Raw genomic sequence first — 12,385 nt, 5'->3', positions numbered from 1 at the left:
AGACTGGTTCCACTGAACGGAAGAACTGGCACTCAATTCGCACCGATCAGCCGCATTGACTCTCGTGCAAAGATGGCCAGCAAAACACGAAATAAATCTTCAACACAGCAATGACCATCACGTCGATTGACGAAGGTCATTGCGCCATTTCGACCTGCCCGAATACCCGAACAGAGCACCTATTCCATTTCACGGGAGAAAGTCACATGTCTGGTAGGCGCCGGATCGCAGGTTTCCTGTCCGCTGTCGCCGTGCTCGCGGCGGCGTCCGGTTGCGGACTCGTCAGCGGCGAACAACCGCTCGCGACGTCCTCGTCGCCCCAGGTCGAGAAGATCACGATCAGAGTGGGCGTGCTGCCGGTCGTGGACGTGGCGCCCCTGCACATCGCGACGAAGAACGGGTACTTCAGGCAGGAGGGCCTCGAAGTCGAGACCGTCGTGGTGCAGGGCGGCGCCGCCGCGATCCCCGGACTGATCCAGGGCAGCCTGGACATCACCTTCGGCAACTGGGTCTCGTTCATCGCCGCGCAGTCCAAGGAGACCGCGAAGAACGTGGGCGGCATCAAGCTGATCTCCGACGGCTACCAGGCGAAGCCGGGAATGTTCCTGATCCTCGTCAAGGGGAACGGAACAATCAGGACGCTCACGGATCTGGTCGGCAAGACCGTCGCCATCAACACGTTCAACAACATCTCCGAACTCACCACGAAAGCCGTGCTCGAAGCCAACGGAATCGATCCGAAGAAGATCACGCTCAAGGAAATGCCGATGCCCGACATGGAGGCGGCGATCGAGCGGAACATCGTCGACGCCGGGTTCATGAGCGAGCCGTTCATCACCAGGGCGCAGCGCAACTCGGGGCAGATCGCGATCCTCGACGCGGCTTCGGGACCCACCAGCGGCATTCCCATCGCGGGCTACGGCACGACCGGCAAGTTCGCGCAGGAGAACCCGAAGACGGTCGCGGCGTTCCAGCGCGCGATGGCCAAGGGACAGCGCGACGCCTCGGACCGCGCCACCGTCCAGGGGCTTCTGCCGGAGTACGCCGGCGTGGACCGGGACACCTCCAAGCTCGTGAACCTCGGCCTGTTCCCGACCTCGCTCGACGCCACCCGACTCCAGCGGGTCGCCACGTTGATGAAGACGTACGGGCTCCTGCAGACCGACCTCGACGTCGAGCCGATGCTGGTCAGGGGCTAGAACCAACAGGAACCGTTGACCGTACAGGTACCAGACAGGTACGTTCGCTGTATGGACAACGAGGCCGGTGCCGCTCGCGTTCGATCGTCGCTCAAGCGGCAGGAGGTCGCTGAACGGCTGCGCGAGGCGATCAGATCGGGCGAGCACCCGGCCGGGTCGCTGCTGCCGGGCGAGAACGAGCTGGCCCGGCGGTTCTCCGTCAGCCGCAGCACCATCCGCGGCGCGCTGGAGGGCCTCGCGCGGGACAACCTGATCGAGACGCAGACCGGCGTCGGGTCGTTCGTCACCTTCGACGGACGGCAGCTCGACGAGTCGCCCAGCTGGGGGCTCGCGCTCGCGATGACCGGCATCCACACCCGCGCCGAGGTCGTCCGGATGGAACGCGTGGTCGATCCCGACCTGGCGGCCACGGTAGGCGCGGGCGCCATGGAGTTCCTGGCGCTGGACCGGATCCGCAGGCTCATCGGCGACGGCACCGCCGTGTCGCTGGAACGCAGCCGGGTGCCCGCCGTCGGCGCGGTCGCGCGGGTTCCCGAGGACGGGCTCACCGACGACTCGCTGTCCGAGACGATGACGGCCGCCGGGCTGGTGCCCGCTCGCGGAGACCAGTGGATCGCGGTCGCCGCGCTCGGCGAGGAGGACGCGCGGCTGCTCGGCCGGGAGCCGGGCGAGATGTTCCTGCACACGACCCGCATCGCGCGCGACGCGGACGGGAACTTCGTCGAGAAGGTCGTGAGCTGGCTCGACCCCGCGCGGTTCCGCCTGCACGTGAGCTTCGGGGGCTGAGCCGATGAGCACCTCCGACCGCGCGCTGGCCGCCTTCCGCGGGCTGGCACTGGGGGACGCGCTGGGCATGCCGACCCAGTCGATGTCCCGCGCCGAGATCCTCGCCGACCACGGGCCCATCACCGGGCTCGTCGACGCCGGACCGCGGCAGCGCATCGCCGCCGGGATGTCCGCCGGGGCGATCACCGACGACACCGAGCAGGCCGTGCTGCTCGCCGAACTGCTGGTCGAGGGCGACGGTGTCGTTGATCCCGTGGTGCTGGCGAAGCGATTGCTGGAGTGGGAAGACCGGATGCGCGAACGCGGGTCGCTCGACCTGCTCGGCCCGTCCACGAAGGCGGCGCTGGCCCGGCTGGAGGACGGCGTGCCGGCCGGCGAGGCGGGCAAGACCGGTGCCACGAACGGTGCCGCCATGCGCATCACCCCGGTCGGAATAGCCGTCGGCGCAACAGACTTGAAGTCCTTTGTGGACGTCGTCGCGCGCACCAGCGCGCCCACGCACAACACGGGCATCGGCATCGCCGCAGCGGCTGCCGTGGGCGCCGCGGTGAGCGCGGGTGTAGGTGGGGCGAGCCTGTCGGAGGCCGTCGAGGTCGCCATCGCCGCGGCCGACGAGGGCGGACGACGCGGGCACTGGGTGGCAGGTGGCTCGATCGCCGCCCGCCTGCGCTGGGCGCTCCCCTACCTGGCGTCCCTCGACTCCGCCGCGCGTGAGAACGCGTTGATCGACGTCGTCGGCACGTCCGTGGCCGCGCAGGAGTCCGTGGTCGCCGCACTCGCACTGGCGGCGCTGGCCGAGGACCCGTGGGACGCGCTCTGCCAGGCCGCGAGCCTCGGTGGAGACACCGACACCATCGCCGCCATGGCGGGTGCGGTCCTCGGCGCGACGCACGGCGGCTCGGCCTGGCCCGCCGCCGCGATCACCACCGTCGAGAAGGTCAACGACCTCGACCTCGCCCCGCTCGTCAGCAAGTTGCTCGTCCTCCGAGAAAGGCCGTAGAGCCGAGCGTTTCCACCACCGTCGTCTGGAGACAGCCATGTCCACCACCACCCGCGGCGCGCTCAGCGCCGTCGAACAGCGCGGCATCGAACCCGTGCCCACCGCCGACCGCAACGGCAACCCCCTGCAGCTGTTCTGGGTGTGGTTCGCGGCCAACATCTCCATCCTCGGCCTGCCGCTGGGCGCCACGCTCGTCGCGTTCCAGTTCCTCAACATCTGGCAGGCGCTCGTCGTGGCCGCGGTCGGCGCGGCGGGCTCGTTCGCGGTGGTCGGTGTCGTGTCGGTGGCCGGACGGCGCGGCGGGGCACCGAGCATGACGTTGTCCCGCGCGGTCTTCGGCACCCGTGGCAACGCGGGCCCGACGCTGGTCGCCCTGGCGTCACGGCTCGGCTGGGAGACGGTCAACACCACCACCGGCGCGTTCGTGCTGCTGTCGCTGTTCACCATCGCGTTCGGCACGGCGACGGACGCGAAGACGGTGCCGGTGCTCACGATCGTCGCGATCCTCGTGTTCGAGCTGTGCACGCTTCTGGTGTCCGGACTCGGCCACGCGGCGATCCTGGTCATCCAGAAGTGGGCGACGTGGATCTTCGGCGCTCTGAACGTCGTCGTGGGCGTCGTGCTCGTGGCCACTGTGGACTGGAATGCCGTCGCGGCGATGCCCGCGGGCCCGTTCACCGCCGTGCTGGCCGGAATCGGCGTGATCGCGGGCGGCACGGGCATCGGCTGGGCCAACGCGGGCGCGGACATGGCCCGCTACCAGAAGACCAGTGTCCGGGCGGGCCGCCTGATCAGTGCGAGCGCGGCCGGTGCCGGCATCCCACTGGTGCTGCTGATCGGTCTCGGCGCGCTGCTCACGGCGGGAGACGACTCGCTGGCCTCCGCGTCGGACCCCGTCGCCGCGATCCGCGAGCTGCTGCCGTCGTGGATGGCCGTGCCGTACCTGATCGCGGCGTTCGGCGGCCTGCTGCTGTCGAACCACCTGTCGGTCTACTCGGCCGGGCTGACGACGCTCACCCTGGGCGTGCGGGTACCGCGGGTGTACGCGGTCGCGCTGGACGTGACCGTCACGTTCCTCGGCGCGATCTACTTCATGCTGGTGGCCGAGAACTTCTACGGCCCGTTCATCTCGTTCATCGCGCTGCTGGCGATCCCGATCACGGCGTGGCTCGGCGTCTTCCTGGTCGACATGGTCAAGCGCCGCCACTACGACCCGGCGGGCCTGCTCGACATGACCCGCAACGGCGCCTACTGGTACCGCGGCGGTGTGGAGTGGCGCGCGACCTCGGCCTGGGCCGTCGCCCTCGTCGTCGGCTACGTGTTGCTCGCCAACGGGTTCAGCTCGATCGGCTGGATCGTCACGTTCGTCGTCGCGGCGGCGGGCTACTTCGCCCTGGGCGGTGCCCGTGACTGACGCGCGGCTGATCTCGACCGGCAACGTGATCGTCGACATCGTGATGACCGTCGACCGCATCCCGGAGCCGGGTGGCGACATCATCGCGACGAGCTCGCGGATGATCGCGGGCGGCGGCCTCAACACCCTCGCCGCCGCCCGGCGAACCGGCCTGCCGGTCGTGTTCGCCGGGCAGTACGGCACCGGGCCGATGGGCGACATCGTGCGCGCCGCACTGGCCGGGAGCGGCGCGGAGATAGTCCAAACAGGACTCGAAGACGTCGACAGCGGCTACTGCGTCGCCCTCGTCGACAAGACCGCCGAGCGCACGTTCGTCACGACCGTCGGCGCGGAGGGCAGGCTGACGCAGGAGAACCTGGACCGCGTGCCGGTCACCGAGCACGACCTGGTCCACGTCTCCGGCTACAGCCTGGCCCACCCGGTCAACGCGGCGGCGCTGTCCGGCTGGCTGCCCGGCCTGCCCGCCGGCACCAGGGTGATCACCGACCCGTCGCCCCTGGTCGGTGACCTCGACCCGGCGCTGCTCGACGCGGTGCTGGCCCGCACCGACGTCCTCACCGCCAACGCGCGGGAAGCAACGATCATGACCGGCGCCGAGGATCCGGCCGACGCCGCCGCCGCTCTCGTGCGGGGCCTCCGCTCCAACGGGTTCGTCGTGGTCCGCGACGGCGCGGTGGGCTGCTGGCTCGCCGGCACGCCGATCGGACCGGAACCGGTGCGGGTACCGGGTTTCCCGGTGTACGCCGTCGACACCAACGGCGCCGGCGACGCGCACGCCGGGGTGCTGGCCTCGGCACTCGCGGCCGGTCTGACGCCGGTCGAGGCCGCGCGACGGGCCAACGCCGCCGCGGCCATCGCCGTCACCAGGTCCGGTCCTGCCACCGGACCGACGACCTCCGAACTGGACGCGTTCCTCCGCGACACCGACCACCTGAAGTCCGCTTCAGGTTGAGGCACAACAATTTTTGCGGTCCCGGGCCCTCCTGTGGTGGACTCCGGTCAGCACCGATCGGGGGGTCGGTGGTGAACCGGGGGGTCACAGGTGAAGATCGATACCACGGGGTTCCGCCGTGCCGCGGCAACGGCGACTACCGCCTTGCTGCTGCTGACAGGAGCGCTTCCACCGGCCTCCGCACAGCCGTCGTCGTCCGCGGTCCAGCCGAACTCGGTGCCGCCGCCGTTGCCGCCCGGCACCCAGCCGCCGCGGGACACGGGCGCGCCGGACGTGCCGTACGAGCCCACCGGCAAGGGCTGCGTCGAGTCCGACACCAAGAGCGAGCTGATCGAGCACATGCCCTGGGGCCAGGTCCACCTGAACCTGGAGCAGGCGCACCGGTTCGCGACCGGCAAGGGCGTCAAGATCGCGATCATCGACACGGGCGTCGACCCGCGCAACCCGCGCTTCGGCGACCGGGTCGTGCCCAGCGGTGAGTACGTCCACGGCAACAAGAACGGCGCGGACGACTGCGACGGCCACGGCACCGAGGTGGCGGGCGTCGCGGCGGCGGCCAGGACCGAGGGCGACTTCGTCGGCGCCGCACCGGGAGCGACGATCCTCGCGATCCGCCAGACCAGCGACCGCTTCGAGTTCAAGGGCGACGCCACCAGGCCGAAGCGGACGTCCGCGGGCAAGGTCTCGACGCTCGCGCAGGCCGTCGTGCGCGCCGCGGACCAGGGCGCCGGGGTCGTCAACATCTCCCTGACGAACTGCGGCACCCCCAAGGACTTCAGCGCGGACGACCGGGCGCTGCAGGCCGCGATCCGGTACGCGGTCGACGTCAAGGACGCCGTCGTCGTGACCGCGGCGGGCAACCTCGACGCCAAGGCCGGCTGTCCGTTGCAGAACAACAACCTCGACCCGGCGACCGTCAACTCGGTCTCGTCGCCCGCGTGGTTCGCCGACGACGTGCTGTCCGTGGCGTCGATCGCACAGTCCGGCGAGGTGTCGGGCTTCAGCGTCTGGGGCCCGTGGGTCAGCATCGCGGCGCCGGGTGAGGAGATCATCTCCGTCGACCCCAAGGGCACCGGCCTGACCAACGCGAACGTGAAGGCCGACGGCGTGAGCAAGATCCAGGGGACGAGCTTCGCGGCCCCGTACGTCGCGGGCATCACCGCACTGGTGCGCGAGCGGTTCCCGGACCTCACGGCGCGCCAGGTGATGGACCGGCTCAAGGCCACCGCTCTGCACCCCGGCAACGTCTCCGGAAGGGACCACCGGATCGGCTTCGGCATGGTGAACCCGGGGGCCGCACTGACCGCGGTGCTGCCCGCCGAGTCCGCCGGCTTCCCGAGCCCACGCCCCAGGGACATCCGCACGACCGTCACCCCGCCGCCGGGCCTCGACCGGCCGCCGATCGTCGTGGCGTTGAGCGGCATCGGCATCGGTTTCGGGCTGCTGGTGCTGACGCTGGTCGTCCGGAACGCGATCAACCGCCGCCGCCGGTGAGCGAGGCCGGCTCGGTGTTCCCCGTTCCCGGGACCGGTACAGGCCGCAACTGGCAGGCTGGTCCCCATGCCTGACTTCACCCGCACCGACGACCTGCGCGGTGCCACGTTCACGAACGTGAGCCTGCTCGGCGCCCGGTTCCGGGGCGCCGACCTCTCCGACGTGGTGATGCGAGCGGTCGACGTCGCCGGCACGGACATCGACGCGCCGTGGCTGCTCGACGGCAGGAGCACGCTGCTCGTCAACGGGGTCGACGTCGTGCCGTTCGTCGAGGCCGAGCTCAACAGGCGCTTCCCCGGTCGCGCCGACAGCCGCGCGCAGGACGCGGACGGGCTGCGCGGGGCGTGGGCGAAGCTGGAGGCGGCCTGGGCCGCGGCGCTGGACCGGGTGGCGGCGATGCCGCCGGGCACACCGGACGTCTCGGTGGGCGGCGAGTGGACGTTCGCCCAGACGGTCCGGCACCTGGTCATGGCCACGGACACCTGGCTCGGCCGGGCGGTCCTGGGGCTGGAGCAGCCGTACCACCGGCTCGGGATCCCCCACTCCCAGTACGGCGGCGACGGCCACGACATGTCCGTCTTCGTCATGGGCACCCAGCCCTACGCCGACGTGCTCCAGGCGTGGGAGAGCCGGGTGGCGATGGTCGGCGAGTTCCTCGCGACGGTGACCGACGCCGACCTGGCCGTCCCCCGGACCAACCCCTGGGCCCCGCAGCACCAGGAGTCCACTCTGTCGTGCCTGCACACGATCCTCGAGGAGGGGTGGGAGCACCTGCGCTACGCCACCCGCGACCTCGACGCTATTTCGTAGACCCGGCCAGCACCCCCTGCACGAAGTACTTCTGGAACACCAGGAACACCCCGAGCGGCACGACCATCGACAGGAACGCGCCGGTCGACAGCATGTCGATGTTGGTGCCGAACTGCCGCAGCTGCGCCCGCAGCGCCACCGTGATCGGCGCCGAGTCCTGGTCCGCGAACACCAGCGCCACCAGCAGGTCGTTCCACACCCACAGGAACTGGAAGATCGTCAGGGAGGCGATCGCCGGTTTGGCCACCGGCAGGATCACCCGCTTGAAGATCACCCACTCCGTGGCGCCGTCCATCCGCGCGGCCTCGATCAGGTCGCGCGGGATGCCGGTGAAGAAGTTGCGCAGCAGGAAGATGGCGAACGGCAGGCCGAACGCGACGTGGAACAGCACCACGCCGGTGATCGTGCCGAACAGCCCCAGCGCGCCGAACAGCTTCGCCACCGGGATCAACGCCACCTGGATCGGCATGACGAGCAGCCCGACCACGACTACCGTCAGCGCCTCGCGGCCCGGGAACTCGATCCACGCCAACGCGTACGACGCCAGCGACGCCATCACCACGACCAGAACCGTTGCGGGCACGGCGATGTAGAAGGTGTTGAGGAACGACTGCCACACCGCCTTGTTCGCCACGAGCTCGGCGTAGTTGGTCAGCGTCAGCTCGGCGGGTTTGGTGAACACCGTCCACCAGCCGCTCGCGGTGTTCGCCGACTCGTCGCGCAACGACGCGATCAGCAGGCCGAACACCGGAACGAGCCAGAACACCGCCACCAGGGCGAGCACGACCTGCACGAACCCGTTGCCGAGCCTCGACACCAGCCGCGTCAGGAAGCCACGCCTGGGCGTGCCGGAGACCGGCACGTCGATGCGAACCTCGTCGGCTACAGCAGTCACGACCGCTCCCGTCGGAATCGGCGGATGTTGAACAGCATCGCGGGCGCCACCAGCAGGAACAGGATCACGGCCAGCGCGCTGCCGGCCCCCTGGTCGCCACCGGTGCCGAAGGACACCTGCCACATCTGCAGGGCCAGCACGTTGGCCTCGGACTGCACCGAGCCCGGCGCGATGACGAACACCAGCTCGAAGATCTTCAGCACGTTGATCACGAGTGTCACGAACACCACCAGCAGCACCGGCGAGAGCAACGGGACGGTGACGCGCTTGAACACCTGCCACTCCGTCGCGCCGTCGACCCGCGCGGCCTCCAGCGCGTCACGCGGGATCGCCGACAGACCCGCGGCGATGAACGTGATCGCGAAGCCGGTCATGATCCAGATCCACGACGAGATGATCACCGGGGTGATGAACGACGGCCCGAGCCACGTCAGGCCGCGGAACGGCAGCGCGAAGTTCTCGGGAGGCAGCCGCACGGTGACGTCGGCGGCGCCGAGGTCGGGGAAGGTGAACCTGCCGTCGTCGCCGGTCGTGGTGCGCGCGACGACCTGCCCGTCCCGCACGGCTTCCACCGCGACGCCCGGCAGGCCGCGTTCGGTCGGGTCGACCGTGCCGGCCCTGCCCCCGATCGACACGTCGAGCCACAGCACGCCCCGCAGCTCGCCCGTGCCGGCGGTCGGCGGCGAGGCCGGAAGCGCCTGCGGCGGCACGTCCTGCGGTGGATATCCGATGAGCGGCAACGAGATCGTGTCGCCCGCCTTCGACGGCCTGATCGCGGTGAAGCCCGCTTCCGTTGCGGCGTAACCGTCACGGGGTCGCGCGCCGGGGTACTGCGAGGCCGGGCTGAACATGTCGTGCACGCCGACCAGTGCCGCGTTCACGACGCCCTGGTTCGGCGCCTCCTCGTACACGAGCCGGAAGATGATGCCGGAGGCGAACAACGAGATCGCCATGGGCATGAACAGCACGAGCCGGAACGCCGTGGCCCACCGGATGCGTTCGGTCAGCACGGCGAGGATCAGGCCGATGCCGGTGACGGCCGCCGGGGCGACCACCACCCAGATCACGTTGTTGCGGAAGGCGATGAGCGTGCGCGGGTCGGTGAACGTCTCGACGTAGTTGCTCAGGCCGACGAACTTCTCACCCGAGGCGTCGAAGAAGCTGCGGATCAGCGAGAACACCAGCGGGTACAGCACCAGTGCCGCGAGGACCACCAGTGCGGGGAGCAGGAACGGGATCGCCTGCCGGGGCGAGCGCCCCGGCGCGGCGTCCACGTTCGACCGAAGCCTCATTTGCCGTAGGCCTTCGCCGCGTTGGCCTCCAGGCGCGCCATGATCCCGTCGACGTTCTTCGGGTCGGCCAGGAAGTCCTGCAGGTCCTTCCACTCCCCCGCGCCCTTCGTGCCGCCGAACGCGGCCGGCGCGAGGTCGGACATGTCGAACCGGACGTTGTCACCGGCGTCGACGATCCGCTGCGCGAGGTCCTGCGTCACGGCGTCGGGGTAGGCGGTCTCCGGGATGTCCTTGTTGGGCGAGAGGAACCCGCCGAGCTCGGCCCACACCTTGCCGGACTCCGGCGAGGCCAGGTACTTCATCAGCTCGGTGGTCGCCTTGTCGTCCTTGAACTGCACGGCCATGTCACCGCCGGCGACGACGGCGTCCTTGCTGCCCGCGACCGACGGGAACGGGAAGAACTTCGCGTCCTGGCCGACCTTCGCCTTGGTGTTGGTCGTGATGATGCTCGCGACGAAGTCCGCCTCGAACACCATCGCGGCGCTGGAGGGCTCGCCGAAGACGTTGATCACGGACTTCGGGAACTCGGTCTGCAACGCGCCGCCCGCGATCAGCGTCGGGTCGCCCCAGAGCTTCGCCAGCTCCTCCAGCGCCTTGCGCACGGTCGGATCGGTCCACGGGATCTCGTGCTTCGCGAGCTTGTCGTAGTTGTCGGGGCCCGCGGTGCGCAGGTAGACGTTCTCGAACCAGTCGGTGAGCGTCCAGCCGTCCGCTCCGCCGACCGACACGGGTGCGAGTCCGGTCTCGGAGATCGTCTTGCTGACCTTGATCAGGTCGTCCCACGTCGCGGGCGGCGTGGCGCCGACCTGCTGGAAGGCCTTCTCGCTGTACCAGAACGCGGACTTGTTGGCGGTCTTGAAGGTGAAGCCGTAGAGCTTGCCGTCGACGCTGCCGAGCTGCTTCCACACCGCCGCGTTGTGGTCGGTGACGGCCTTCTCGACATCGGCGTCGACCGGCTTCAGGGCACCGGCCTTGGCGAACTGCGCGACGAGACCCGGTTGCGCGATCAGAGCCACGTTCGGTGGTGTGCCACCCGAGATTCTCGTCTGCACGACCGTCGGCAGCTCGTCACCGGCGGGTGTGTACTTGACCTCGGCGCCCGTCTTGTCCGTGAACACCTTGAGCACCTGCTCGAAGGCCTTCTGCTCGTCGCCGGTCCACGGCCCGACGACCTCGACGGTCTGGCCCTTGAGGTCCTCGGAAGTCCCGGTTCCCGCCGCGCCTCCGGAGCACGCGGCGGCGGTCAGTGCGAGCAGCGCGATCCATTGCTTCCCCATTGAAGCTCTCCTACTTCCAGATCGAGGACCCGGTGGCCGGGTCGAAGAAGTGCAGCCGGGAGGTGTCCACCCAGGCGGCGACGGGTTGTCCTTCGTAGATGCGGGTGCGCGGGCTGAACCGTCCGACCAGGACGGTCCCCTTGCCGTGGGCGCCGGGCAGGTCGTCGGTGCCGGCGTCCTTCGCCAGTTCGCGGGTGTCGTCGGTGACGACGGGCGGGACGTCGACCGGGAAGTGCACGAGCACGTCTGACCCCATGGCCTCGACCAGGTCGGCGACGGAGTGCAGGATCTCGCCTTCGCGGGCGTCGGCGAGCGCGGTGTCCTCCATGTCCTCCGGGCGGATGCCGACCACGACGTCGCCGCCGACGTACTGTTCGAGCTTCGGGCGCTGCCTCGGCACGGACTCCGGCAGCAGCAACGCGTCGGAGCCCAGCGAGACCCAGAACCGGCCGTCGGCGTCCTTGTCGAGCTTCGCGGACACGAGGTTCATGCCCGGCGAGCCGATGAACCCGGCGACGAACAGGTTGACCGGACGGTCGTAGAGCTCCTGGGGTGGCCCGACCTGCTGCAACACACCGCGGCGCATGACGGCGACGCGGTCCCCGAGCGTCATGGCCTCGGTCTGGTCGTGCGTGACGTACACGGTCGTCACGCCGATCTCGCGCTGGATCCGCGCGATCTGCGCCCGCATCTGCACGCGGAGCTTGGCGTCCAGGTTGGACAGCGGCTCGTCCATCAGGAACGCCTGCGGGGCGCGCACGATGGCCCGGCCCATCGCGACGCGCTGGCGTTGCCCGCCGGACAGGTTGCGGGGCTTGCGGTCGAGGTGCTCGGTCAGTTCGAGGACCTCGGCGACCTCGCGCACGCGGTGGTCGATCTCCTTCTTGGGGAGCTTGCGCAACGTGAGTCCGAACGCGATGTTGTCGTACACGTTCAGGTGCGGGTAGAGCGCGTACGACTGGAACACCATCGCAACATCGCGGTCGCGCGACGGCACGTCGTTGACGACCTGCTCACCGATGTGGATCGTGCCCTCGGTGATCTGCTCGAGCCCGGCGATCATGCGCAGCGCCGTCGTCTTGCCGCAGCCCGACGGACCCACGAGCACCAGGAACTCGCCGTCGCGGATCTCCAGGTTGAGGTCGGTGACGGCACGGGTGCCGTCACCGTAGGCCTTGCCCAGCCCCGTCAGAACGACTTCTGCCACGCCCACTCCCCGGTTCGGTGTGACTGCAGACCGTAGAGGCGGCAGTCCTAAGGGAGATT

The 12,385-nt window shown here is 69.8% G+C and carries 11 protein-coding genes; 7 read left to right on the top strand and 4 right to left on the bottom strand.

Features of this window, described 5'->3' with window-relative positions; genetic code table 11:
- Positions 1-206 precede the first annotated feature (206 nt).
- The 7 genes from ACFWN2_RS08120 (at position 207) to ACFWN2_RS08090 (ending at position 7,655) form a co-directional block, all read left to right on the top strand.
- A complete protein-coding gene (locus ACFWN2_RS08120; protein ID WP_382425773.1) occupies positions 207-1,199 on the top strand; it encodes an ABC transporter substrate-binding protein in 993 nt (330 codons plus the stop codon).
- A 51-nt stretch (positions 1,200-1,250) separates the two neighbouring features.
- A complete protein-coding gene (locus ACFWN2_RS08115) occupies positions 1,251-1,985 on the top strand; it encodes a GntR family transcriptional regulator (RefSeq protein ID WP_382425771.1) in 735 nt (244 codons plus the stop codon).
- Positions 1,986-1,989: 4 nt separating this feature from the next.
- Positions 1,990-2,985 carry an ADP-ribosylglycohydrolase family protein gene (locus ACFWN2_RS08110; RefSeq protein WP_382425770.1) on the top strand — a complete coding sequence of 332 codons (996 nt, stop codon included), beginning with the start codon at positions 1,990-1,992 and terminating at the stop codon, positions 2,983-2,985.
- 37 nt (positions 2,986-3,022) lie between these two features.
- Positions 3,023-4,399 (top strand): purine-cytosine permease family protein, encoded by a 1,377-nt coding sequence (locus ACFWN2_RS08105; RefSeq protein ID WP_382425769.1) that lies wholly within the window; start codon positions 3,023-3,025, stop codon positions 4,397-4,399.
- The gene (locus tag ACFWN2_RS08100; protein ID WP_382425767.1) at positions 4,392-5,351 is read left to right on the top strand and encodes a PfkB family carbohydrate kinase; all 960 of its coding nucleotides are present in this window, start codon (positions 4,392-4,394) and stop codon (positions 5,349-5,351) included. The genes ACFWN2_RS08105 and ACFWN2_RS08100 overlap by 8 nt, the downstream gene beginning before the upstream one ends.
- Positions 5,352-5,441: 90 nt before the next feature.
- Positions 5,442-6,845, top strand: coding sequence for a type VII secretion-associated serine protease mycosin (gene mycP / locus ACFWN2_RS08095; RefSeq protein WP_382425765.1), 1,404 nt, complete (start codon positions 5,442-5,444; stop codon positions 6,843-6,845).
- A gap of 66 nt (positions 6,846-6,911) precedes the next feature.
- Complete coding sequence (locus ACFWN2_RS08090; RefSeq protein ID WP_382425764.1) at positions 6,912-7,655, top strand: DinB family protein; 744 nt, start codon at positions 6,912-6,914, stop codon at positions 7,653-7,655.
- Here the strand turns inward: ACFWN2_RS08090 and ACFWN2_RS08085 are convergent.
- Genes ACFWN2_RS08085 through ACFWN2_RS08070 form a run of 4 tightly spaced genes read right to left on the bottom strand, consistent with a single transcriptional unit; the run spans position 7,645 to position 12,326 of the window.
- Complete coding sequence (locus ACFWN2_RS08085) at positions 7,645-8,550, bottom strand: carbohydrate ABC transporter permease (RefSeq protein WP_382425762.1); 906 nt, start codon at positions 8,548-8,550, stop codon at positions 7,645-7,647. The two genes, ACFWN2_RS08090 and ACFWN2_RS08085, sit on opposite strands and share 11 nt — an antisense overlap.
- A complete protein-coding gene (locus ACFWN2_RS08080) occupies positions 8,547-9,842 on the bottom strand; it encodes an ABC transporter permease subunit (RefSeq protein ID WP_382425760.1) in 1,296 nt (431 codons plus the stop codon). Before ACFWN2_RS08080 ends, ACFWN2_RS08085 begins: the two co-directional genes overlap by 4 nt.
- Positions 9,839-11,119: an ABC transporter substrate-binding protein gene (locus tag ACFWN2_RS08075; protein WP_382425759.1), complete on the bottom strand. Its 1,281-nt coding sequence runs from the start codon at positions 11,117-11,119 to the stop codon at positions 9,839-9,841. The genes ACFWN2_RS08080 and ACFWN2_RS08075 overlap by 4 nt, the downstream gene beginning before the upstream one ends.
- 10 nt (positions 11,120-11,129) lie before the next feature.
- Positions 11,130-12,326, bottom strand: a complete 1,197-nt coding sequence (locus ACFWN2_RS08070; RefSeq protein WP_382425757.1) for an ABC transporter ATP-binding protein — start codon at positions 12,324-12,326, stop codon at positions 11,130-11,132.
- Between the last annotated feature and the right edge of the window lie 59 nt (positions 12,327-12,385).

The organism is Lentzea sp. NPDC058436, assembly GCF_042721515.1.
Lineage (GTDB): Bacteria > Actinomycetota > Actinomycetes > Mycobacteriales > Pseudonocardiaceae > Lentzea.
This window is presented reverse-complemented; position numbering and strand designations above follow the sequence as displayed.